We start from the raw sequence: 21,576 nt of genomic DNA on the forward strand, positions 1-21,576 counted from the left end.
AACGCCGGTGTCACCAACCTGGGCGACGGCTGGGCCGTGACGTTCAAGATTGAATCCCACAACTCCCCCTCCATGATCGAGCCGTACCAGGGTGCCGCAACCGGCATCGGCGGCATTGTCCGTGACATCATCTCCATGGGCGCACGTCCCGTGGCCGTCATGGACCCGCTGCGCTTCGGCGCCATCGACCACCCGGACACCGCACGCGTCATGCACGGGGCAGTGGCCGGCATTGGCGGCTACGGCAACTCCCTGGGCCTGCCGAACATCGGTGGCGAAATGGTCTTTGACTCGGTGTACCAGGGCAACCCGCTGGTTAATGCGCTGGCAGTGGGCGTCATGCGCCACGAGGACATCCGCCTGGCCAACGCTTCCGGCAAGGGCAACAAAGTTGTGCTGTTCGGCGCCCGCACCGGTGGCGACGGCATTGGCGGGGCCTCGATCCTGTCCTCGGAATCCTTCGATGACACGAAGCCTTCCAAGCGTCCCGCCGTGCAGGTTGGCGATCCCTTCGCCGAGAAGGTGCTCATCGAGTGCTGCCTGGAACTGTTCAAGGGTTCCCTCGTTGAAGGCATCCAAGACCTCGGCGCGGCAGGCATTTCCTGCGCCACCAGTGAGCTGGCCTCCAACGGCGACGGCGGCATGGAAGTTGAGCTGACGTCCGTGCTGTTGCGCGACCCCTCCCTGACCCCGGGTGAAATCCTGATGTCGGAGTCCCAGGAACGCATGATGGCAGTGGTCTCGCCCGCGAATGTGGCAGCCTTTGAGGCCGTCATGGACAAGTGGGCCGTGGAGTACTCCTGGCTCGGCGAAGTCACCGCCACGGGCCGCTTGATCATCAAGTGGGACGGCGCAGTCATTGTCGACGTCGACCCGCGCACCGTGGCCCACGACGGCCCCGTCTATGACCGCCCGTACGCACGCCCGAACTGGCAGGATGCGTTGCAGGCCGACGTGTTCAACGGCTCCACCGCCGACTCCGGACGCCCAGCCACCGCCGACGAGCTCAAGGCCGCCGTGCTGGAACTCGTCGCCTCCCCCAACATGTGCTCAAAGGACTGGATCACCAACCAGTACGACCGCTACGTGGGCGGCAACACCGCCATGGCCTTCCCCGACGACGCCGGCGTGATCCGTGTCGACGAGGAAACCGGACTCGGCGTTGCCCTGGCCACCGACGCCAACGGCCGCTACACCTTCCTGGACCCGTACCATGGCGCCCAGCTGGCCCTGGCCGAGGCCTACCGCAACGTCGCCACCTCCGGCGCCATCCCCATGGCCGTCAGCGACTGCCTGAACTTCGGCTCCCCCGAAGACCCGGACGTCATGTGGCAGCTCGCCGAAGCCATCCGTGGGCTCTCCGACGCCTGCATGGTGCTGGGCATCCCGGTCACCGGCGGCAACGTTTCGCTGTACAACCAGACCGGCAGCACGCCCATCCACCCCACCCCCGTGGTGGCAGTGCTGGGCAAGTTCGACGACGTTGCCCGCCGTACGCCGTCGGGCTGGGCTGAGGACGGGCAGGCCATTTACCTGCTCGGAACCACCGCCGATGACATGGACGGCTCCGAGTGGGCCAACCTGCGCGGACACCTGGGTGGTCTCCCGCCGGCCGTGGACTTGGAACGCGAGCGTGAATTGGGCGAAATCCTCATCAACGCCTCCCGCGACGGCATGATCGACTCCGCCCACGACCTCTCCGAAGGTGGCCTTGCAGCGGCCCTCGTTGAGTCGGCGCTGCGCTTCAACACCGGCGCCCGCGTGGCACTGGACGAAGTTGCCGCCCGCGACGGCGTCGACACCTTCACGCTGCTGTTCTCCGAAACGCAGGGACGTGCCATCGTGGCCGTGCCACGCAGCGAAGAAGTCCGCTTCAACGACATGTGCACCGCAAGGCGCTTCCCCGTCTCCCGCATCGGAGTGGTGGACGCCGCCGGCGGCGCCCTGGACGTGCAGGGCCTGTTCAGCGTCCCGCTGGAGGAACTCCGCGAAGCCCACGAGGGGACACTGCCGAAGTACTTCGGCTGAGTCCACACGCTGTAAGTCCACACAGAATACCCCGGTCAGCTCATTTCGAAGCCGGCCGGGGTTTCTTTCTGCGCACAGTTCATGGTGGGCTGGACGCCAGTGCAGATATGGCGCCCCGTTCGCTACTAACGAAGCGCACAAAGCCCGGCTCTACGTACCGGGTGGGGGTCTGCCGCCACGACGCGGCCCGCTCAAGTCAGCAAACAGGCGCTAGAAGCCGCCGGCGAGTGAGCGGGCAGCCTGCTGATAGGAACGCGAGACACCAGCCTGAGTCAGTTTTGTGACAGGGGCGCCCAGCTTAAAAATCAGTCCAGCCGGCTTACTGAAGGCCAGCAGCCTGAACTGCACACCGCCGTCGGCCGTCATCATCGCGATGAACGCTTCCTCACCCACCGCCGGATGCCCAGGCAGCGTCCCGTAGCCGAACCCCGCCATCTGAACGTCCGCGCCGTCCGGGCCCGCCGCCTTCTGCGGTTCCATGGCCCACACCACCTCGCAGGGCACGGGCAGGCGCAGGTTTCCCACACCGAAGCCACTAAGCACCTTCGCACCCACCACGGCTCGCGGCGGTGCCGCCACTCGCAGGCCGGCACGTTTCTGGATCTCCCAACTCAGGACGCCTTCGGCCAGCGCCGCAAATGCCTCCTCCCCTTGGCCCACGGAGAGCGTCTTGTCCACATGACCGAAGCCCTTGGGCCAGTGGCCGTCCCCGGCAGGCTTGTGTGCCATCAACCGGGTGAGCCCCAGGAACGGGTAGTCCAGGTTAGCTTTTCGCGACATGTGCACTCCACTTCAAGGCTTGTTGCAGTTTCTTGGGCAGTCCGGCAACCACCAGATCATAGGAGTCTTCCATCATTTCCAACACCATTCGTTCCTCCACCGCCGAGGTGTCCACCGTGTTCCAATGCCGTTTGTTCAAGTGGTAGCCAGCGGTAATGCCTGGATTCGCGGCCCGCAAGGCTGGAGCCAGTTCGGGGTCGCACTTGTAGCTGATGCATAGCGGCAGCCCGTCAAGGTCACTCAGGGCAAACACTTTTCCCGGACGATCGCCACCTCCGGGTGCCTTCACCTTGAAGACGCTCGTTTCCGGCCCAAAGGGGAAGTCTTCGTAAGCGCCGGGCATGGACAGTGCTGCGGAACGAAGTCTTTTACCAGTTTCGCTCACGCCTTGCTCCCTGGAGTCAGAACGGCATAGGAGAGCACGGCAAATTGTCCCTGCTGGCTTGCGCTTTGCAGTTTGAGCCTATCGGCCCCCACATTCCGTGGCAGCAGTGGTGCACCCGCGGCGAGGGTGGCCGGTGCAAAAGTGATGACAAGTTCATCGAGCGCACCGCAGTCCAGGAACTGCCCGGCCAGCTCCCCTCCACCCACCACCCAAACGTTCCGCGAGCCGGCCACCGCCCTGAGTTCACCCAGGACCGCGGCCACGTCGCCGTTGACGAAGCGCACGTCCGCACCGTCCGGTACGGGCAAGGGGCGGCTGGAAAAGACGTAGGTGGGCCGCGAACCGTAAAATTGCTGCCACCTGTGGGGTTCAGCCAAAAGGTTCTCAGCCTGCAGCACCCATTCATACGTGGAGGAGCCCTCCACGAAGACGCCCACACCGTTCATGAAATCCGCCATGTCCGGGCCACCGGTATCTTCGACAGCAAAGAGCCAATCCAGCGAGTGCTCTTCATCCGCCAGAAAGCCGTTGAGCGTAGCTGCCGTGTAGTACACAAATCGTGTCATGGGCTCAACGCTACCGGGTGGCCAGGTAGTCCTCGAGCAGCACGACCTTCAGCCCCGCCGCTTGTTGTGCCGCAACGAACGCCGCCAAGTCCTCCGGGAACTCCGGGCGGAAATGCATCAGGACAATGTCTCCGGGGCGCAACCCTGCCCCCACTTGATAGTCCATGCCCCTGGCATTGGCCTTCGCTTCCCAGTCAACAATGGCCTTTAGCCCGCATGCTGCGGCGGCTTGGCGAGTGGCCTGGGTGTAGGGGCCGCCCGGTGGCCTGAAGAACACCGGCCGGCGTCCGTAGTGCTGCTCCTCGAAGTCGGCCATGCCGCAGATCTCAGCTTTTTGCGCTTCATAGCTCAGCTGAATGAACCCCAAATTGTGGGTCATGGAGTGGTTCTCAATCAGGTGCCCGGCAGCCGTGTACTTTTCGTAGAATTGCGGCTCCCCGGCAATGAAGTTGTGCGCCAGAAAAAGCGAGGCCTTGATCCCGTGCTGCTCCAGCAGGGCCAAGTCTGAATCCCGCTTCACCGCGCCGTCGTCGATCGTCAAAAACACCACTTTTTGCTCGGTGGGTACCCTCGTCAGCACCGGAACCATGCCGTTCTCAATGGGCGGCAGAACATAGTCCGGGACCAGCCAGTCCAGCGTGTCCACGCGCCCCGTGGCCGGGTTCGTCGGCGCAGCACTGCTGGGAATGGACGACGCCGGCACTTGAGCCAGCTGATCCGGATCACCTGCCGCTGTGGCGCTGGAGGGTGTGGTGCTGGGAGCTGTTGTGAGCGCATCAGTCGCTGTGGAGCCAGGCCCGGCGCCTGTGAATGGGGCCACCCACCAAATGCCCGTTGCCACCAGAGCGAAAGCCAAGGCCAGGGTGATGAATCCAATCAACCGGGCGCGGGGGCGGGCTCGACGAAAATGACGTGGCATGGAGTCTTTCTTAACAGAACTTCTAGTTTGTACTGTGGTCTGGGGTCAGTGGGTTAACGCCTGAGTGCCTGTGTCAGATTACTTAAAGCCCGATTCTTGCGGCCTCAATTTTGGGGCATGTGTCCATCACTACGTCAAGGCCGGCTTGCAGGGCACGTTGGGCCGCTTCCTCATCCACCACACCCAATTGCAGCCAGACCGCTTTGGCCCCCACCGCAATTGCTTCATCCACCACGGCCCCCACTTTCGTGGAATTCACAAAACAATCCACCACGTCGATGCTCCCAGGTACTTCGGCAAGCGTTTTGTATCCTGTCGCTCCGTGCACGTCGTCACCCTTCAAACTGACGGGGATGATCTCGTGGCCCAGGTCCTGTTGCAGGAAATACGAGACGTCTACGGCAGGGCGCAGCGGGTTCTTCGACAGGCCCACAACGGCCCACCGCCCCGGCGTCGTCAGCAAGCGTCGAATAGTCTGCGGATCATTGATTTGTGCCATGTTTGAAGCCTAATCGTCCCAGCCACGGATGCCCTAAAGCTACGGCGGTTGGCTGGATGCTCAGGCGTCCACGAACGACTCGTCGGCGCCGGGCCTGTCATTGTCTCCGGAGTCCGGTTCCGGATCCTCTTCCTCAACAGGCACGTCGTCAATGTCCACATAGTCTTCGTTGGTGAGTTCATCCGTGTACAGGGACCAGAACTCATTGGTGGCAGCTGCCTGCGGATCCAAAAGTTGCAGTTGTTCCTGGAAGGATTTCTTCACCGCCGAAAAATCTTCGTCGTCTTCGGGCCCCACGGTGTCGTTGTCGATGGAGTTCCACGCAGCAACAATGGCTGGCAGGGTGGCCAGGGAGGAGGCCATCAGCGTTTCCTCGTCTTCACAGACGTACAGAACGGCCCCGCTTTTGCGGTTCACCACAACGAATTGGAAATCACCGTCATTGCAAACGACGGCCCGCCCTGCGGCGTCGTTGGCAAACGGGGGTTCCAGCCAAGTGCCATCCAGCGGCATGTCCTCCAGCACAGCCGGATGCATGGGCTTCAGTACCGACCAAATTCTGCTGTCGTTCATGACTACCTCCTCCTTCTAGTGCTGACACTAATCACTGCCGCTGGCTGCGTCAACGAGAACTTTAAGCCACCGGTGCAACCACTGAACTACTTTCAAAACGTCGGTTTCGCAGCACCGGAAGGAACTCGCGAACGTCTTCAATGCGTTTGTGTGTCACGTCTGCCGTGGCCACACCTTCGGATTCATCGCCAAGGAAATCCACGGGAATGCCCATGGGGTCCAGAATCACCGAATGCCCAATGCAGTGCTCGCTTGACGTCCCCGCTGCCGCCATCCACACAGTATTTTCTATGGCCCGGGCCTTCATCAGCGTCTCCCAGTGATCCACCTTGTGCTCGCCCTTGAACCAGGCCGCAGCCACACAGATCAAATCCGCACCTGAGACTGCCAAGGTGCGCGCCAATTCGGGGAAGCGGATGTCGTAGCAGGTCATGAGGCCGACTTTGAAGCCACCAATTTCCACGATCGTGATGCCCTTTTCACTGGGCTTGATCCGCTTGGATTCCTGATAGGAGAAAGCGTCGAAAAGGTGCAGCTTCCGGTACGTTCCCAAGATTTCGCCGCCGTCATCCACAGCGACAACCGTGTTGTAGGGGCGCGCTTCACCGCTGGCTTCATAGCCTCCGGCAATGACGGCGATCCCGAGGTCGGCAGCGATCAGTGACAAGCCCTTGACGAACGTAGTCCATTGGGCGTCGACGGCGGCGGCAAAGTCACCCACCACCTTACCCACCGAGAACATGGCTTCTTCCGGGAACAGAATGAGCTTGCTGCCCTCTTCGGCCGCAGCAGCGGAAAGCCTGCGCATCGTGGCAAGGTTCCCTGCAACATCTGCACTGGGATTGAACTGTCCAACACTGACTTTCATGGCCGTGGGTCCTTCCGCCGGGTTCCTGTACACCAAGCCTAGTCCTTCCCGCACTCGCCCATGTTCGCGGGAGAATAATTTCCCCCGGCAAAAAGGGAAGGACGACGCCGGAACCCAAGTTCCGCCGTCGTCCTTCCCTTTTTGCCGGGTAGAAGTCAGCTTCCGGTGATCAGATCGTGGCGCACGATCGTCTGGTCCCTGTCAGGGCCAACGCCGATGGCGGAGATCCGTGTGCCAGACATGCCTTCCAGTGCCAACACGTAGTTTCGTGCGTTCTCCGGGAGGTCTTCCATGGTGCGGGCCGTGGTGATGTCTTCGGTCCAGCCCGGGAAGTACTCGAAAATAGGCTTTGCGTGGTGGAAGTCGGTCTGCGTCATGGGCATCTCGTCAAAGCGGACACCGTCCACGTCGTAGGCCACGCATACGGGGATCTCTTCGATCCCGGTGAGCACGTCCAGTTTCGTGAGGAAGTAGTCCGTGAAGCCGTTCACGCGGGATGCATGGCGGGCCAGGACGGCATCGTACCAGCCGCAACGGCGCGGACGGCCGGTGTTCACACCGAATTCGCCGCCGGTTTTCTGCAGGTAGATGCCCATGTCATCGAACAGTTCGGTGGGGAACGGCCCTGCGCCAACACGGGTGGTGTAGGCCTTGATGATACCCACCGCGCGGGTGATGCGGGTGGGGCCAATGCCTGAACCAACCGAGGCGCCACCGGCGGTCGGGTTGGAAGAGGTCACGAACGGGTAGGTGCCGTGGTCAACGTCCAGGAACGTGGCCTGACCACCCTCCATGAGCACCACTTCACCGCGGTCAAGAGCCTCATTCAATACATAGGTTGCGTCAATGACCATGGGGCGCAGACGCTCGGCGAAGCTGAGGAAGTAGTCAACTACTTCCTCGACTTCCACATCGCGGCGGTTGTAGACCTTGACCAGCAGCTCGTTCTTCTGCTTCAGCGAGCCTTCCACCTTTTGGCGCAGGATGGACTCGTCAAAGACGTCCTGGACGCGGATGCCCAGGCGGGCCACCTTGTCCATGTAGGCCGGGCCAATGCCGCGGCCGGTGGTGCCGATGGCGCGCTTGCCCAGGAAACGCTCCGTCACCTTGTCAAGAACCTGATGGTACGGGGCCACCAGATGCGCGTTGGCGGAAATGCGCAGTTTGGACGTGTCCGCCCCGCGAGCCTCAAGGCCTTCCATTTCCTCGAACAACGCCTCGAGGTTCACCACGCAGCCATTACCAATGATGGGTGTTGCGTTGGGACTCAAAATACCTGCGGGAAGGAGCTTGAGCTCATACTTCTCACCGCCGACGACGACAGTGTGCCCGGCGTTGTTTCCACCGTTGGGCTTCACCACATAGTCGACTAAACCACCTAAAAGATCTGTGGCCTTGCCTTTTCCTTCGTCACCCCACTGGGCGCCGACGATTACGATTGCTGGCATGGGACCCTCCCCCTTGCTCATAAGTTGAGCCGGGCGCTGCATGATTCGGCGATTGCCGTGCATCGTCCGGACACGAAAATACCCCTTGGAAACCACTTGGCGGAACGTGTATGCGCAAAACGCACCTCTGCCCACGGCCAAGCGAAAAAGGGGGTCTTACTTTTGGAGTTTACCGGAACGACTCCGAAAGGTGCACATCGAAGTCGCGAGTCGGTCGCGGAACTCGCAGACATTCTCGTTGACACAGCAGGCCCTGGATGTGCTGGAGGGAGGGTTTATCGGCTGGCGCCCGGCAACGGCGGGGGTGCGTGAGCCATGTGCTGGACATGACCCGCGCAGCCCCGCCGCCGGTGTAACGGGAGTTACCTATAGTGCTCCGGAATTACCCGGCGTTGGCTGCTCGGGGTGCCCCAATGCCGGGGTTGACTTGGTGCGGCCCGGAGGCGGAGGGCCGGACGTCGAAGTCAAACATGGCTGTGGGCAGGTAGACGGTGGAGCAGGAGTTGGGGATGTCAACCACCCCGGACAGGCGTCCTTCGATGGGTGCTGCACCCAACAGCAGGTAGGCCTGCTCCGGGCTGTAGCCGAACTTGACCAGGTAGTCGATGGCGTGCAGGCATGCGCGCTGGTAGGACAAGTGCGAATCGAGGTAGCGCTGTTCGCCGTCGAGGGTGACGGAGGTGCCGGAGAACGCAAGCCACTCACTGAACCGCGGCTCCACCCGTCCTGGCATGAAAATCGCGTGCTCGCTCACCCCGTAGGTATCCATTCCACCCTTGAGGATGTCCACTCGCAGGTCAATGAACCCGCCCATCTCGATGGCACCGCAGAACGTGATCTCGCCGTCGCCCTGGGAGAAGTGGAGGTCACCGACGGACAGGTTGGCCCCGTCAACAAACACCGGGTAGAAGATGCGCGATCCCTTGGACAGGTTCTTGATGTCCTGGTTTCCGCCGTTTTCGCGTGGTGGCGCGGTCCGGGCACCTTCGGAACCAACACGTGCCCACTGGTCCCGGGGCAGCCCGCCGAGGACGGCATGTTCGGCCTCCGGAGGAAGAGCCAGCGGCGGCACACGCAGCGGGTCTGTGGCAATGAGGTCACCTTCGCGCTTATTCCATTTGGCCAGGAGTTGCGCGGACGGTGCGGTGCCCATCAAGCCGGGGTGGATGAGCCCTTCGAAACGGACTTCAGGGATGTGGCGGGAAGTTGCGACTTGACCGGTGAAGTCCCAGATCGCCTTGTACGCATCCGGGAACTGATCCACCAGAAAGCTGCCGCCATTGTTCTTGGAGAAGATGCCGGTGTAGCCCCAGCCCTGCCCGGCCAGCGGGCCGGAGTCTTCCTGCGGGATGGGCCCCACATCAAGGATGTCAACGATGAGCAGGTCTCCGGGCTTGGCACCTTCCACGGCAAACGGGCCGGAGAGTTTGTGGACGGTCAGAAGAGGTGCATTGAGCATGTCCTCGGCAGAGTCGTCGTCGAGGATGGCTCCGTCGAACCATTCCCGGCAGTCCACCCGGAACGACTGCCCTGGCTTGACCGTGGCCACCGGCGGGATTTCCGGGTGCCAGCGGTTGTGGCCGAGCTTTTCCTGATCCTCGAATTTCTTGGCTGAATCGAGAGGGAACAGTACTTCAGGCATTGTATTTCTCCTAACGAACGCTTCTTGATGTGTGTTCTTCCCTTCGCGCCCTTATGGGCGCGGAAGTTTTTGGTGCAGCGGATTGCCCGTGTAGCGGGTGGGTGAACTTCGACCGGTGGGCGGCAGCTTGTTGGACACCACGTTGGGCTCATGGGCGCTGCGTTTGGTTGAATCAATGAGTTTGAACTCGGCCGAGCCGGCAAGGGAGAGCCTTGGCGTGCCAATTCGGCGCCGTGCCTTTTGTCCACAATCGGGACAATCCAGCAGCTGAGGTACCTGGCTCATGGAGAACGACGCCTCGAACTGGTCGCCGGTGGGACAACGGAATTCATACAACGGCATTGCTGGATCTCCTAGGGTTTGCGCTGAAGGATGGTGGGTAAAGCCTCAAGTTGCGGCGGAGGAATGGTTCAACTGGCCTGCAGTACGGGTGTGTGAACTTCTACCGGGGCAGTGCTGGCTGCGCGACGACCCATGACAAAGGAGAAGACAAGTGCCGCCAACCCCGCGGCGGCCATCCACAGGGCATTGGAGCCTGTGGATTCGAACGCGCCTGTGAGCAGCAGCAATGCGGGAATAGTGGCTGAAATGTGGGCCACTGTCAGTGTGAACCAACCGGTGGCAATGGTCAGGTTGTCCATATGCAGCCCGAGAACCAGGAAGAACAGGAGCCACAGAACCGCCCAGAGATACCACATCACAGCAGCAACGGGGTCAAGGAAGTGCACGAGAAAAACCGTGCCGAAGACGATGGCACAGACCGCCACGAAGAGCGAGAACCAACCCAACCCGTCACCGGGCAGCGAGTAGAGCTGGTTGATGCCCACATAGAGGTAGGTGAAGCCAAAAAGAAAGAGACCCGAAGCGCCGAAGATCACGGCAGGGTCTCCGCCTGCTTGGGAAATGATGATGGTCGGGAAAATTGTCTGCATGGCCCCCACAAACAGGTTCATCACGGCCGCCGATTTTCCCGGGACTTTGCCGATGAGCATCAGTCCGTTGATGAACAGGACCGCGCCGACGTATAACAATCCAACATTTCCCATGTGAATATCCTCTTAACGCTTATGTGGGTTGAGGGGTAGAACACAAGACAAGTGCTTCGGGGGATCCGTTAGGGACCCTTGCTAAGTTTCATACAAGCTATCTAAATCAGTTCGTTCCGTCAATGGATGGCCGCCCCCGGCGCTGCCTGCCACCGGTCTTGCGCAGACCACCAACAACACTGGGCCGTTTCCCCGGCAGCGAGAAAATTTACTGTCTTTCCGACAATAAACCTGTATACTGTCGTTAGGACAGTAAATGGTATTGCCCGCAGAGATCAAGCTTTCCGAGGAGAACACATCATGAGTTTTGAAAACCAAACCGCCGTTGTCACTGCTGCCGGAGCCGGGATCGGACGCGCAATAGCCCTCCGCCTCGCCGCCGACGGCGCCGCGGTAGTTGTCTCGGACATCAATGATCTTGCTGGCACGGAAACAGTTGACCTCATCTTGGCCGCCGGCGGCAGGGCCGCATACAAGCGCGCCGATGTCAGCCAGGGAAGCGACGTTGCTGCCCTCGTGGACTTCACCATCGAAACGTTCGGCAGCTTTGAGCTCGCTGTGAACAATGCCGGCATCGGAGTCATGCCCACGCCGGTGAACGAAATTACCGAGTCGGACTGGGATCGCGTCATCAACGTGACGCTGCGCGGCACATTCCTGGCCATGAAGGCCCAGATCGCCCACTTCCGCGCCAACGGCAGAGGCTCCCTCGTCAACATCGCCTCCATTGCCGGCATCACCGCCACCCCTCAGCTGACTCCATACGGGGCGTCCAAGCACGGCGTCGTCAGCCTCACCCGCAGCGTGGCCAAGGAAAATGCGGCGCTCGGCATCCGCGTCAACGCCGTGGCACCCGGCGCCATTGAAACCGCCTCCTTGGCGGCACTGCCTGAGGAAGCCAAGGCCGGCTACGCCGCTGAAATCCCGATGAAGCGCCTGGGCCAGTCCGAGGAAATCGCCAATGCCGTCGCTTGGCTGCTGTCCGAGGAAGCAAGTTTTGTCACAGGTGTGGTGCTGCCGGTCGACGGTGGGACCAGTGCCTAAAGAAGGCCGTTACCAGGATGCCCTCCTGACCTCACTGACCCGAATCATCGGGCAGTGGACAGCTCCGGACTTCCTCACGGGTGTAGTGGCCCGTGAGGGTGTGGAGCTTGATTCAGGAGCCATCACCACCATCACGCTGCTGTCCGCCGACGGACCACAGCGGCCCTCACTGCTGGCCCATCACATGGTGACCGGCGCATCGAACATCAGCAAGATCGTGGCCCGCCTGACCGCAGCCGGCTTGGCGGAACGCATCCCCGATCCGGCCGACGCCAGGGCGCAGCTCATCAAGCTCACTCCAGCAGGAAAGCGCGTGGCAGACACGTTTGTTCGGGCCGGGGACGGCCTGGTTGACGACCTGCTCACCGGCTGGTCGGAACAGGATCGCGATGATCTGGTCCGGCTGCTGCAAAAACTGGAGAAATCCACCATCAATTTTTCCGACCACCTCCGCACCACCCATTCAACGCCTGCCTCACAAGGAACAGGCGAAATCAAAGGAGCAATGCAATGACCACCACCCCCAGTAACGGAACATCGCCCGCCCGCACCTACATCATCACCGGTGCAGGGTCAGGGATTGGGGCTGCCACCGCGGACCTGCTCCGTGGCCGCGGCGAGACCGTCATCGGCGTGGATTTGAAGGGCGCCGAGGTTGAAGCCGACCTGAGCACCAGCGAAGGCCGCGCTGCTGCAGCAGCGAAGGCCGTGGAACTTGCCAACGGCCGCGTCGACGCCGTCATCGCCTGCGCAGGCATCTCCGCCCCTATCCCGCTGACCGTGAAAGTGAACTACTTCGGCGTCACCGAATTCCTCGAGCACTTGGCACCGACTCTGGCCAAGAGCGAAAGCCCGCGCGCCGTCGTCGTCAGCTCCATGGCCTCACTGCAGCCCAACTCCTCCGAGCTCGTCGACGCCCTCCTCGCCGGCGACGAAGCTGCGGCCGTAGCCGTCGGAACGGCACTGGCTGAGAAGGGACCGGAAGCCGGCTACCTGAACTACCCCTCCAGCAAGCGTGCACTGAGCCGCTGGGTACGCCGCGAATCCATCACCCCGCGTTGGGCAGGTGCCGGCATCCCGCTGAACGCCGTGGCTCCCGGAACCGTCATCTCCCCCATGACCACGCAGCTGCTGGCAACGGAGGAAGGGCGCCAGATGGTGGATTCCCACGTGCCCATGCCGCTGAACTACCACTCCGAGGCCGTCGTCATCTCCCGCCTGCTGGCGTGGCTGACCAGCGAAGAGAACACGCACACCACGGGTCAGACCATCTACACCGACGGTGGCGCCGACGCATCACTGCGCGGAGACAACATCTGGGACTAATCCCCCCCATCGACGCTCCCGCACCTTCCGGGGTGTCGCCGCAAACGCTCCCGCACCTGGTGTGGGAGCGTTTGTGTTTTAAGGCCGAAAGCTGCAGGAGCGTCGAGGGGGGAGGGTGGAATCAACCACTTGGTTGATGGTTTGCGGCCCGGGCAAAAGTAGCGTGGAAGTATGCAGCAACAAACAAGTTTCGATGTAACGGCGGGATCTTCGCGCAACAAGTGGGCCGGGCTGGGTGTTTTGGCGGCCGGGCTGTCCATGATCGTCATCGACGGCACCATTGTCGGCGTCTCCCTGCCCACCATCATTGCCGACCTCCACCTTGACCTGAATGAGGCCCAGTGGGTGAACAGCCTGTATTCGGTGGTGCTGGCGGCGCTGCTGCTGACGAGCGGGCGTCTGGGCGACAGGGTTGGGCGCCGGAAGCTGTTCATCATTGGCGTTGTCCTGTTCATGGTTGGCAGTATTTTTGCCGCTCTCTCGCACGACGCCGGATCCCTGATTCTGAGCCGCGTCCTCCAGGGGGTGGGTGGTGCAGCCGTGCTGCCGGCAACGCTGTCGAGCGTGAACTCCACCTTTTTTGGCAAGGACAGGACCACCGCATTTGCCGTCTGGGGTGCCGTCATCTCCGGCATGGCCGCCATTGGGCCGCTGTTGGGTGGCTGGTTGACCTCTTCCTTTGCCTGGCAGTGGATCTTCATCGTGAACATCCCGCTTGGTGTGGCCGTGCTGATTGGGACCGTGTTCTTTGTTCCTGAAACCCGCTCCCCCAATGACAAGGCGGGGTTCGACATCCTCGGCCTGTTGCTCAGTGCCGCAGGATTCGGTTTGTTCGTTTTCGCGTTGATTGAAGGTCCCACCCTGGGTTGGTGGTCTGCCAAGAGCGCCCTGAGCCTGGGTCCCGTCAGCTGGCCTGCCGACGCCGCCATCTCCGCAGTCCCGCTGACCTTGGCGGCGAGCATTGTTTTACTGGCCGGATTTGTAGTGTGGGAAAAGCACCGGGCCAAGGTGGAACGTTCCGCCATTTTGGACCTTACGTTGTTCCGGGTCAGGACGTTTTCGTGGGGCAACTCCGTTGCGGCGATGGTGGCCATTGGCGAATTCGGGCTGCTGCTGGTGCTGCCGCTGTACTTGATCAATATTCTGGGTCTTGGCACGCTCGATGCAGGGTTCTTGCTGGCAGCCATGGCACTCGGGGCGTTCTTCTCGGGAGCGTCCGCCCGGCACTTGGCCGCGAGGATGGGCCCACCCAACGTGGTGATCATTGGATTGGGGCTGGAGACTGCCGGGTTGCTGGCACTTGGCCTGCTGATGACCGCCACCACCTCAATCTGGCTCATTGCCGCCCTGTTGGTGGTCTATGGCCTGGGCCTGGGCTTGGCCTCCGCCCAGTTGACGGGAACGGTGCTCGCTGACATTCCCACCGCAGTGTCAGGGCAGGGCTCGGCTACTCAAAGCACCGTCAGACAGCTGGGTGCGGCGTTGGGATCAGCCATTATGGGCAGCGTCCTGGCCCACTACGCAGTTTCCAGTGCCACCGGTTTACTGGCCGCTGTTCCGGGGCTTCCCGCGAACCAAGTAGGCACCTTGGCGGGGCAGCTGCGTGATTCAGCGGGCGGCGTCGTGCCTCAATTGGCCCAACTGGGCACCCACGGTCCGCTGGGTGACGCCGGGCCCCGCGCCGTTGCCGCACTATCCAACGGATTTGCCCAAGCCACCAGTGCCGCAGTGCTGGCAGCCGCCGTGTTCTTGTTCATCGGGCTGGTGGGCTCTTTCCAAGTGGCCGCCGCGGCGCGAAAAATTGCCAGGGAAGCACACACGGAATAGACAGCAGCCCTGAATACTAGTCGCCCAAGTTGCCCACAAAGTGCAGTGCCTCCGTGGCGAGTGCGGTCCAGGTGGCCAGCGTGGTGCCATAATCGGCAAGCGCCGGAATCTCCACCCACTCACGCATGGTCCGAGTGCCCATCGTGACGAGCTCAGCACCACCCTCCGAGGTGAGCGCTTGGGCGCGGGCGCGCGGCAGCTTCACGATGAGGTAGTCGCCATGTCCGAGGAATGCAAAGATTTTTGTGCCCGTGCGCAATCCCGGGCTGCGGAACATCGTGCCGATTTCCACCGGGCCTTCCGCGGCCAGTTGTTGCGCAACGGCATGGAGCAGGTCCAGGGAAGTTTCTGACGTCGCTGTCATGGTGCTCCTCCAACTTTCATGGGCCCGGCTGGGGCCGATCTTGGATATATCCCTTCAGTGCAGCCAGTATGCTTCCCGATTATCCACGGTCACTTCTCGATGTGGAACACCCCGGCCGCGCCGCGTTCGGCGTCGACCATGCTGTGCGAAACGAAGGGGTAGTTGCCGGCCTCCGGGAACGTGAGCTCCACGAAGCCGCCCTGCGCCGCGGCCAGCGGAAGGACCTGCGCACCGGCGGCCGGGTCTGAGCCGTCAATCAAGTAGCGGCCTTCGCTCCAGACCGTGTCGAACTGACCACCCACCACGTGGAAGGACGTGGCCCGGTTCGGTCCGGCGTCGAGCACCCAGATGCGCACCCGCTCGCCCACCTTGGCCGGCAGCGGGCTGAACTTATACTGGTTCGCGTAGCCGTTGAACACGACGGCGTCGGGCGTGTCGGCCTGGATCTTCGCCAAGTCGGCCACGCCGCCCTGACCGCCTGCATAGATCTCGGACTGGATGAGCACGTATTCCTTGTCCACCTTGGGCAGGTTGGGCGGATCGATGACTACGGCACCAAACATGCCGTTGGCAATGTGCTGGCTCATGGGCATGGTGCTGCAGTGGTACAGCCAGATTCCGGCGCGGGTGGCCGTGAAATTGTACGTCAGCGACTCCCCCGGGTTGATGGTGCGCATCGGTTCATCCGGCGCCAACGCCCCGGCATGGAAGTCGATCGAGTGCCCCATGGTTCCGTCGTTCGTCAGTGTGATCTTGAATTTGTCGCCCACCTTGCCGTGCAACGTCGGCCCGGGTGCCGTCCCGTTGAACAGCCACAACCGTTGGGTGACCCCGGGCGAAACCTCGCGCTCCTCCTCAGTAACCTTGATGGCCACCTCGTGCACCGTCCCGGCCAGCGTCTGCGGCAGCACGGCGTCGTGCGCTTTGAAGCCCGCGGCCGGTTCCTTCATGAAGTCAAAGACGGCGGGAGGGCCTGAATCACCGCCGTGGTCCATGCCCGGCATGCCCGGCATGGTGTTGGTCGGTGTTGCAGGAGGGGCCGTAACGCCCGCACCGGTGGCCACGATGCTGAACACCATGCCCTGCTGCCGGTGCCCGGCCACGCTGCACCAACCAGCCACATTTGCACCGATCACGCCCGCGTCGATGGTGGCCTTCTCCCCCGGATACAGCCGCCCGGATTCTGCACCCATGGCCGTGACGAGGTCGTGCACCATGTTGTCTTCGTTGACCAGGTTGATGACCAGCTTGTTCCCCACCGGCACGTCCACCTTGTCCGGGTGAAAACGCATGTCCTTCATGGTCATGTCCACCGTGGTGGTTTGACCCGTGGCCACCACGGCAGGCTGCTGCACCACGGCGGCAAACCCGGGCATGGACTGCGGATCGGCAATAATCCCGGCCACAATGACCAGTACGACGACGGCCAGTGCGGTTGCGCCCTGACCCAACCTTCTGCGCGGGGCCGGGTCATACGCAGCGGCAGCCTTGTCCAGCTGTGCTTTCGGTGCCGGTGTCTGGGCTGCGCCCGCGCCTGCTTTCTGGGTTGGGCCCCCGGGAGCCTTGCTGAACAAGGCGATTCCCAGCAGCGGCAGGAACCAGACCAGCGCGCCAAATACCAGGAACGTGGTTCCCACGCGCACCAGGCTGGGCACGGGCATCAGCGAGACCAGCAGTGCGGCGTTGGCCAGCACCACGCGGAACCAGCCGGCCTTGTCCAAAACTGCTGTGCGGTGCTTGACCTTGGCGGGTCCTCCACCCAAAACCACCGGCACGAGGTACGTCAGCGCAGCACCGAGCACCTGGGCGGCAAAGCCTGCGGCAAGCACGGGCACCACCGACTCGATCCCGCGGTGCAGCGCCTCCCAGCTGCCGGCAGAAAACGAAAGTACCAACAGCCACACGAGCGAAACCAGCAACCAAAACAGTGCGGCAATGGCGGACAACGGCGCGAAAGTCGTGGGCCGTTTTGATCGCACCACCTTCGCCAGCGGTACGGAAATATAGATGACGCCGCCCAAGTAGACGGCCAGCCCCACCGAACACAGGAACATGACCCCGGCAGCGGCGCCGGCGGCTGTGAGCAGCACCCCGGCCAGCAGCGGGACAGCACCGTGGCGCGCAACGGCTTCGGCGCCGTCGGCCACTCTTGTGCGCAGCATGGTTGGCAGCAATGTCATGAGCGTTCCCAGGACGCTCAGGCCCACAAAGCCGAGCACGTTGACACTCACGTGGACCAGCATCAGCCGCACGTGCGCTTCGCCGCTGAGGCCGGAGGCAAGCGCAGCCCCCACGCCTGCGCCCACGGGCAACAGCAGGCACGCCGCAACGTAGTACCAAACGGTGGGGCCAAAACGGGATGGCAGAGCCTTGCGTGCCCGCAGTCCCAGGACCACCGCATGGGCGGCAACGGCCAGCCCGACCCCGATGCTGCCCACCAGCGTCAGGACCCAGACATTGACGATCATGGACACCACCACGAGGACCACCGCCACGTTCAAGCCGATCAGCCGCGCCACCATGCCCCGGTTGCCGGGGGTCGGCCCGCGCAGCAGTGCCTGGGCGAAATGCCAGCTCCACACGAGGATCGAGTTGGTGATCGCCCCCAGCAGCAACAGGTGCACCATGAGCCAGCCGGAGACGGGAATGTTGCGGTGGAACAACACCACCACCACGAGCGCCAGCAGCCAAAATATGGCAGGTGCGTTGGCGCGTAGATGCCAGGCTGCCCGGTTCATCGGTGTTCTGCCTGCGGTGGCCGGAGTTGGGCCTGGCGTTGGGCCCGAGCCGGGAGTGGGTGCGGAACCGATGTTCACACTGCTGCTTTCTGCGCATGAGTGGCCTGCCAAACCGCCATGACGGCGAACAGCAGGATGGATATGACGTTCAGGACGCCGCCGGTGACCCACGCGCCGTTGAGGGCAGCGCCGTCGCCCAATCCCAATCGTAGGGCCAGGGAGACGTGCAAAAGTCCTGCAGGCAGCCAAAAACCGGACGTGTAGGGCAGTGGTTTGCGGAGCACGGCGGGCAGGATCACGGGCGCGTGGGCCATGATCATGGAGATGGTGAAGCCGAGGAACACGGCGTGGACGGCGACGTCGTACGAGCCCCCCGTCAGCGGCCCATCGTGGAGTGCCAGCACGACGCCGGCGATCGCCAACCAGCCGTAGCCCGCCAGCAGGCAGGCGGCAATGTAGCGCGGCAGGCCTTGGGAGCGGATGGTTTTGCGGGCGGCGTCGTAGACGGTGAGCCAGCCGACGAGGGCCAGCAGCAGCACCCCGTAGAGCGGGTAGCCGGCGGACGGCCACAACAGTGTGGCCGTGGTGGCGGCCAGAATTGCGAAGGACGCGGCGAGCAGAAGCGGCTCTGCCTTGGGGCTGTTGATGCCGATCCGGGCCAGTTCCAGCCGTTCGCCGGCGATCGTCAGCACCACATAGGTGATGAGGAACGGCAGCAAAACCGGGATGCTGGGCACGCGCAGCCACAGTGCGGCGGCGGCCACAGCGGCAACCGAGCCGAGGATTTGGATGAGCACCACGTTGTCATACTGGCGGCGCCACAGCGGGATGTAGACAACCGTCATCACGATGGTCCCGGCCAGCAGCACGGCCTTGCCGATCCACAGGTCGAGAGGAGAAATCAGCAACAGGCCGGCGACTCCCAACAGTGCCGGCGCGGCGTAACCCCATGCCTTGTTCAAGGCTACGGAGCGTTCCAGAGAGATGACGGTGCCCACGAAACTGAGCACCAGCAGCATGCCGTGGACTTGGGGGAAACGGTCGATCTTCAGCGGGGCGTCGGCTCCCAAAAGTTGCAGGCCGGCGTTGAGCCCGATGAGCAGGGCTGCTCCGGCGGGCAGCAGGAACATCATGCGGAAGGCGGGCCTGCGCAGCACGCTGGGCCGGCGGCGGGGTTTGGCTTTGGCTGGTTCCGTGCCAGCCGGCTTGGTCGCAGTCATATGGTTGCGGGGCCTGCTTCGGCTCCCGCTTCCTTCGGGGCTGCGCCTGAACTGGATGCACTCGAACCAGCACTGCGCGGGCGAGGTGCACCGGGCTGCCCTGCCCCAGTTTGTCCTGCACTCTGGCGCATGTGCAGGGTGCAGATGCCGGGCCCCGCAAACGGCAGCAGCTCGACGTCGTCCTCCGGCGATCCACTACCCACCAGCAACTCCTTCACCAGACCGAGGTGAACGGCGCACACCACGTCTGGGTTCTCCCGCGCGGCCTCGACAATGGGGCAGACGGTCAGTGTCAGTTCAGTGGCGTCGCGGTTCTTTTGCACACCGAATCCCGCTTGTTCAAGCGCTGTGGCCACATGGCTGCGGGTGGCTTTGGCGGCAGCAGCCGAAGGTTGTGCCCGGTTGGCTGACCGCGCACCTTTAGCCGTCCCTGCCCCGATGGCCAGTCCGTCGCCTGAGGCGGAAGTTCCGTTTGACCCGGCCGCGGGCATGGCACGCGCCCAGGCGCGCCCAGCTGCTTCGCCTTCGGCTGCGGGGTTTTCACTGTGAGTAGCCAGATGCTGCGCTAGGGCCGCGGCAAGGGCCGCATATCCCACAGGACCAGCTGGCACGGGTGACGGCTGGTATAGCCAGGCCGGCCTGCCCCGACCTTCTTTGGGAGCTGCCGTCCTGGTGGCGTAGCCGTTCTCGACGAGCGCTTCAAGGTGTTCACGGGCTGTGTTCGCGTGCTGACCCGTTTGCAGCGCCAATTGCTCAACGCTGAGTGTGCCGTCAATTTCGCGCAGCCTTGACAGCACAGCTGCGCGAGCCTTGGAAATCGGCGCCACGGCATCACGCCGCCCAGGCCTCGGGCCATATGACGGCGGCACAGCACTTTTATTTTCCACGGGATTAAGTGTAGTAATATAGTCGCAGAATCGCCATTCGTAACAAATTCGAGCAGTCATGAAAGGTTTTGACCGTGAATAATCTTGTTCTCGCTTCCTCTTCCACAGAAGCCGCGTCCTTGGAGGACGCCCGCACCCGACTTGCTGAAGCCGCCGGAACCGTGCGCACCCTCGGCAGCAACCTCGTGTCGGCCGCAGCCAATCCTGCGGGCGGAGAACTGGCAGCAACGGATCAGGGAGCACTGGTCGACTTTGCAGAGAAGGAGCTCCTGCCGTTGGCGGCCGCCCTCGCAGCCGCCTTCCAATCTGCTGACAGCTCCGTCGCTTCAATCAAGGTCATTGCGTCGTTGGCAGCCTCACACAACACCCGCCTGGTGTCTACAACGAAGGAACTGGAAGTCCAGGAATCCCCCGTCAAAATGGTCCACGCCGGCGGCGCCCTCCAGGAAGCCGTGACCGTATTCGTGGACCAAGCCAGCGAACTCGTTCTGCCTGCACTGGCGCAAAACCCTGCCGTCACACTCTCCGAGTTGCTGCCGACCCGCACCTCCGCAACTGCGGCTGAAAGTGCTGCTCCTGCTCAGGGCGGTTGTGCCTGCGGTGGGCACGACGAGCCCGGCCTGTCCGAGCTGGACACCCGCGTCATCCCCCACGCCATCCGCCACGCCACCATCTTCGGCGCATTGGAAGGACTCACCACCGGCCGCGGCATCCTGCTGGTCGCCAACCATAACCCGCTGCCGTTGCTGGCTCAGCTGGAACAGCGTGCCGCAGGCAAGTTCACGGTGGACTACGTGGAAAATGGTCCGGAACTGTGGAAGCTGAGCATGGTTCGCAACTAATCCAGACGGGTTCCCACCCAACAAAAGTGCCGCCGACCCCTTGCGGATCGGCGGCACTCTTGCGTTTCGGCTTGAAGCGTTGCAGCTTAGCGCGTTGAACCCTGCAGCGCAGCCTCGATCGCGGCCATGGCGGCAGGGTCGGAGTCGTTCAAGAACGTGGCGATGCGCGCAGCCTCATCCGACTCGCCAATGGCGCCCGCGGCACGGCCCAGCGCATACAGCGCACGCAGGAAACCACGGTTTCCCTCATGCGAGTAAGGCACGGGACCGGTTCCGCGCCAGCCGTTGCGACGCAGCGCGTCAAGGCCGCGGTGGTAGCCGGTGCGGGCATAGGCGTACGACTCAATGGTCCGGCCTTCCGCGTACGCCTCATCTGCCAGGATGGCCCACAGCAGTGAGGACGTGGGGTTCGCGGCAGCCAAATCAACCGCCTCATCCCCTGCATCCAGACGTGCCTGAACCTCCACCTCGGCCGGGAGCAGTGTGGGCTCCGGGCCTAGAAGGTTTCTACGAAAATCCTCGCTCATATTATTTGAACGTCTTGCCTGCGGAGCCGAGCTGCGCGGCAGCTTCG

Annotated in this window: 22 protein-coding genes; 6 read left to right on the top strand and 16 right to left on the bottom strand. The window is 62.8% G+C overall.

What is annotated here, in order from left to right; translation table 11 throughout:
* A partial coding sequence (gene purL, locus Q4P21_RS11470; protein ID WP_303388902.1) for a phosphoribosylformylglycinamidine synthase subunit PurL occupies window positions 1–2,028 on the top strand: 2,028 nt, incomplete at its 5' end.
* Between the two features lie 210 nt (window positions 2,029–2,238).
* Here the strand turns inward: purL and Q4P21_RS11475 are convergent.
* From Q4P21_RS11475 to Q4P21_RS11525, 11 genes are all read right to left on the bottom strand, one after another.
* Window positions 2,239–2,808 carry a DUF1990 family protein gene (locus Q4P21_RS11475; protein WP_303388903.1) on the bottom strand — a complete coding sequence of 190 codons (570 nt, stop codon included), beginning with the start codon at window positions 2,806–2,808 and terminating at the stop codon, window positions 2,239–2,241.
* Complete coding sequence (locus tag Q4P21_RS11480; RefSeq protein WP_369598896.1) at window positions 2,792–3,193, bottom strand: MmcQ/YjbR family DNA-binding protein; 402 nt, start codon at window positions 3,191–3,193, stop codon at window positions 2,792–2,794. The genes Q4P21_RS11475 and Q4P21_RS11480 overlap by 17 nt, the downstream gene beginning before the upstream one ends.
* Window positions 3,190–3,759: a dihydrofolate reductase family protein gene (locus Q4P21_RS11485; RefSeq protein WP_303388904.1), complete on the bottom strand. Its 570-nt coding sequence runs from the start codon at window positions 3,757–3,759 to the stop codon at window positions 3,190–3,192. Before Q4P21_RS11485 ends, Q4P21_RS11480 begins: the two co-directional genes overlap by 4 nt.
* A 10-nt stretch (window positions 3,760–3,769) precedes the next feature.
* Complete coding sequence (locus Q4P21_RS11490; RefSeq protein ID WP_303388905.1) at window positions 3,770–4,678, bottom strand: polysaccharide deacetylase family protein; 909 nt, start codon at window positions 4,676–4,678, stop codon at window positions 3,770–3,772.
* 82 nt (window positions 4,679–4,760) lie between these two features.
* The gene (locus tag Q4P21_RS11495; protein ID WP_303388906.1) at window positions 4,761–5,177 is read right to left on the bottom strand and encodes a CoA-binding protein; all 417 of its coding nucleotides are present in this window, start codon (window positions 5,175–5,177) and stop codon (window positions 4,761–4,763) included.
* Window positions 5,178–5,237: 60 nt separating this feature from the next.
* Complete coding sequence (locus tag Q4P21_RS11500) at window positions 5,238–5,750, bottom strand: SUKH-4 family immunity protein (protein WP_303388907.1); 513 nt, start codon at window positions 5,748–5,750, stop codon at window positions 5,238–5,240.
* Between the two features lie 61 nt (window positions 5,751–5,811).
* Entirely contained in the window at window positions 5,812–6,618 is an 807-nt protein-coding gene (locus tag Q4P21_RS11505) for a carbon-nitrogen hydrolase family protein (protein WP_303388908.1), read from the bottom strand.
* A gap of 155 nt (window positions 6,619–6,773) precedes the next feature.
* Entirely contained in the window at window positions 6,774–8,066 is a 1,293-nt protein-coding gene (locus Q4P21_RS11510; protein ID WP_303388909.1) for an adenylosuccinate synthase, read from the bottom strand.
* A gap of 382 nt (window positions 8,067–8,448) precedes the next feature.
* Window positions 8,449–9,708, bottom strand: a complete 1,260-nt coding sequence (fmdA, locus tag Q4P21_RS11515; protein WP_303388910.1) for a formamidase — start codon at window positions 9,706–9,708, stop codon at window positions 8,449–8,451.
* A gap of 51 nt (window positions 9,709–9,759) precedes the next feature.
* Complete coding sequence (locus tag Q4P21_RS11520) at window positions 9,760–10,050, bottom strand: zinc ribbon domain-containing protein (protein WP_303388911.1); 291 nt, start codon at window positions 10,048–10,050, stop codon at window positions 9,760–9,762.
* Between the two features lie 68 nt (window positions 10,051–10,118).
* Window positions 10,119–10,754, bottom strand: coding sequence for an AmiS/UreI family transporter (locus Q4P21_RS11525; RefSeq protein WP_303388912.1), 636 nt, complete (start codon window positions 10,752–10,754; stop codon window positions 10,119–10,121).
* 300 nt (window positions 10,755–11,054) lie between these two features.
* Between Q4P21_RS11525 and Q4P21_RS11530 the strand changes: the two genes are divergently transcribed.
* The 4 genes from Q4P21_RS11530 to Q4P21_RS11545 all read left to right on the top strand — a co-directional run bounded on the left by Q4P21_RS11530 (window position 11,055) and on the right by Q4P21_RS11545 (window position 14,951).
* The gene (locus tag Q4P21_RS11530) at window positions 11,055–11,798 is read left to right on the top strand and encodes an SDR family NAD(P)-dependent oxidoreductase (protein ID WP_303388913.1); all 744 of its coding nucleotides are present in this window, start codon (window positions 11,055–11,057) and stop codon (window positions 11,796–11,798) included.
* A complete protein-coding gene (locus tag Q4P21_RS11535) occupies window positions 11,791–12,312 on the top strand; it encodes a MarR family winged helix-turn-helix transcriptional regulator (RefSeq protein ID WP_207343419.1) in 522 nt (173 codons plus the stop codon). Before Q4P21_RS11530 ends, Q4P21_RS11535 begins: the two co-directional genes overlap by 8 nt.
* Window positions 12,309–13,124 carry an SDR family NAD(P)-dependent oxidoreductase gene (locus tag Q4P21_RS11540; protein ID WP_303388914.1) on the top strand — a complete coding sequence of 272 codons (816 nt, stop codon included), beginning with the start codon at window positions 12,309–12,311 and terminating at the stop codon, window positions 13,122–13,124. Before Q4P21_RS11535 ends, Q4P21_RS11540 begins: the two co-directional genes overlap by 4 nt.
* 171 nt (window positions 13,125–13,295) lie before the next feature.
* Window positions 13,296–14,951 carry a DHA2 family efflux MFS transporter permease subunit gene (locus Q4P21_RS11545; protein WP_303388915.1) on the top strand — a complete coding sequence of 552 codons (1,656 nt, stop codon included), beginning with the start codon at window positions 13,296–13,298 and terminating at the stop codon, window positions 14,949–14,951.
* A 16-nt stretch (window positions 14,952–14,967) separates the two neighbouring features.
* Here the strand turns inward: Q4P21_RS11545 and Q4P21_RS11550 are convergent, their stop codons facing one another.
* The 4 genes from Q4P21_RS11550 to Q4P21_RS11565 form a co-directional block, all read right to left on the bottom strand.
* Window positions 14,968–15,315 carry a hypothetical protein gene (locus Q4P21_RS11550; protein ID WP_303388916.1) on the bottom strand — a complete coding sequence of 116 codons (348 nt, stop codon included), beginning with the start codon at window positions 15,313–15,315 and terminating at the stop codon, window positions 14,968–14,970.
* 89 nt (window positions 15,316–15,404) lie between these two features.
* Window positions 15,405–18,053, bottom strand: coding sequence for a multicopper oxidase domain-containing protein (locus Q4P21_RS11555; RefSeq protein ID WP_303388917.1), 2,649 nt, complete (start codon window positions 18,051–18,053; stop codon window positions 15,405–15,407).
* Window positions 18,054–18,127: 74 nt separating this feature from the next.
* Window positions 18,128–19,273, bottom strand: a complete 1,146-nt coding sequence (locus Q4P21_RS11560) for a hypothetical protein (protein ID WP_303388918.1) — start codon at window positions 19,271–19,273, stop codon at window positions 18,128–18,130.
* Window positions 19,270–20,160 carry a metalloregulator ArsR/SmtB family transcription factor gene (locus tag Q4P21_RS11565; protein WP_303388919.1) on the bottom strand — a complete coding sequence of 297 codons (891 nt, stop codon included), beginning with the start codon at window positions 20,158–20,160 and terminating at the stop codon, window positions 19,270–19,272. The genes Q4P21_RS11560 and Q4P21_RS11565 overlap by 4 nt, the downstream gene beginning before the upstream one ends.
* A gap of 74 nt (window positions 20,161–20,234) precedes the next feature.
* Between Q4P21_RS11565 and Q4P21_RS11570 the strand changes: the two genes are divergently transcribed.
* Complete coding sequence (locus Q4P21_RS11570) at window positions 20,235–21,002, top strand: DUF2249 domain-containing protein (RefSeq protein ID WP_303388920.1); 768 nt, start codon at window positions 20,235–20,237, stop codon at window positions 21,000–21,002.
* Between the two features lie 86 nt (window positions 21,003–21,088).
* On the opposite strand, the gene Q4P21_RS11575 is transcribed toward Q4P21_RS11570, so the two are convergent.
* Complete coding sequence (locus tag Q4P21_RS11575; RefSeq protein ID WP_207343425.1) at window positions 21,089–21,529, bottom strand: DUF3151 domain-containing protein; 441 nt, start codon at window positions 21,527–21,529, stop codon at window positions 21,089–21,091.
* Between the last annotated feature and the right edge of the window lie 47 nt (window positions 21,530–21,576).

The sequence above is a fragment of the Arthrobacter sp. genome (assembly GCF_030540645.1).
Lineage (GTDB): Bacteria > Actinomycetota > Actinomycetes > Actinomycetales > Micrococcaceae > Specibacter.

Bases quoted from the DNA above. Each gene is read 5' to 3' on its own strand.
- Q4P21_RS11545 (WP_303388915.1), top strand. From the start codon at position 13,296: ATGCAGCAACAAACAAGTTTCGATGTAACGGCGGGATCTTCGCGCAAC.
- Q4P21_RS11485 (WP_303388904.1), bottom strand. From the start codon at position 3,759: ATGACACGATTTGTGTACTACACGGCAGCTACGCTCAACGGCTTTCTG.
- Q4P21_RS11500 (WP_303388907.1), bottom strand. From the start codon at position 5,750: ATGAACGACAGCAGAATTTGGTCGGTACTGAAGCCCATGCATCCGGCT.
- Q4P21_RS11510 (WP_303388909.1), bottom strand. From the start codon at position 8,066: ATGCCAGCAATCGTAATCGTCGGCGCCCAGTGGGGTGACGAAGGAAAA.
- Q4P21_RS11530 (WP_303388913.1), top strand. From the start codon at position 11,055: ATGAGTTTTGAAAACCAAACCGCCGTTGTCACTGCTGCCGGAGCCGGG.
- Q4P21_RS11575 (WP_207343425.1), bottom strand. From the start codon at position 21,529: ATGAGCGAGGATTTTCGTAGAAACCTTCTAGGCCCGGAGCCCACACTG.
- Q4P21_RS11495 (WP_303388906.1), bottom strand. From the start codon at position 5,177: ATGGCACAAATCAATGATCCGCAGACTATTCGACGCTTGCTGACGACG.
- Q4P21_RS11505 (WP_303388908.1), bottom strand. From the start codon at position 6,618: ATGAAAGTCAGTGTTGGACAGTTCAATCCCAGTGCAGATGTTGCAGGG.
- Q4P21_RS11540 (WP_303388914.1), top strand. From the start codon at position 12,309: ATGACCACCACCCCCAGTAACGGAACATCGCCCGCCCGCACCTACATC.
- Q4P21_RS11550 (WP_303388916.1), bottom strand. From the start codon at position 15,315: ATGACAGCGACGTCAGAAACTTCCCTGGACCTGCTCCATGCCGTTGCG.
- Q4P21_RS11520 (WP_303388911.1), bottom strand. From the start codon at position 10,050: ATGCCGTTGTATGAATTCCGTTGTCCCACCGGCGACCAGTTCGAGGCG.
- Q4P21_RS11525 (WP_303388912.1), bottom strand. From the start codon at position 10,754: ATGGGAAATGTTGGATTGTTATACGTCGGCGCGGTCCTGTTCATCAAC.
- Q4P21_RS11490 (WP_303388905.1), bottom strand. From the start codon at position 4,678: ATGCCACGTCATTTTCGTCGAGCCCGCCCCCGCGCCCGGTTGATTGGA.
- Q4P21_RS11560 (WP_303388918.1), bottom strand. From the start codon at position 19,273: ATGACTGCGACCAAGCCGGCTGGCACGGAACCAGCCAAAGCCAAACCC.
- Q4P21_RS11555 (WP_303388917.1), bottom strand. From the start codon at position 18,053: ATGAACCGGGCAGCCTGGCATCTACGCGCCAACGCACCTGCCATATTT.
- fmdA (WP_303388910.1), bottom strand. From the start codon at position 9,708: ATGCCTGAAGTACTGTTCCCTCTCGATTCAGCCAAGAAATTCGAGGAT.
- Q4P21_RS11475 (WP_303388903.1), bottom strand. From the start codon at position 2,808: ATGTCGCGAAAAGCTAACCTGGACTACCCGTTCCTGGGGCTCACCCGG.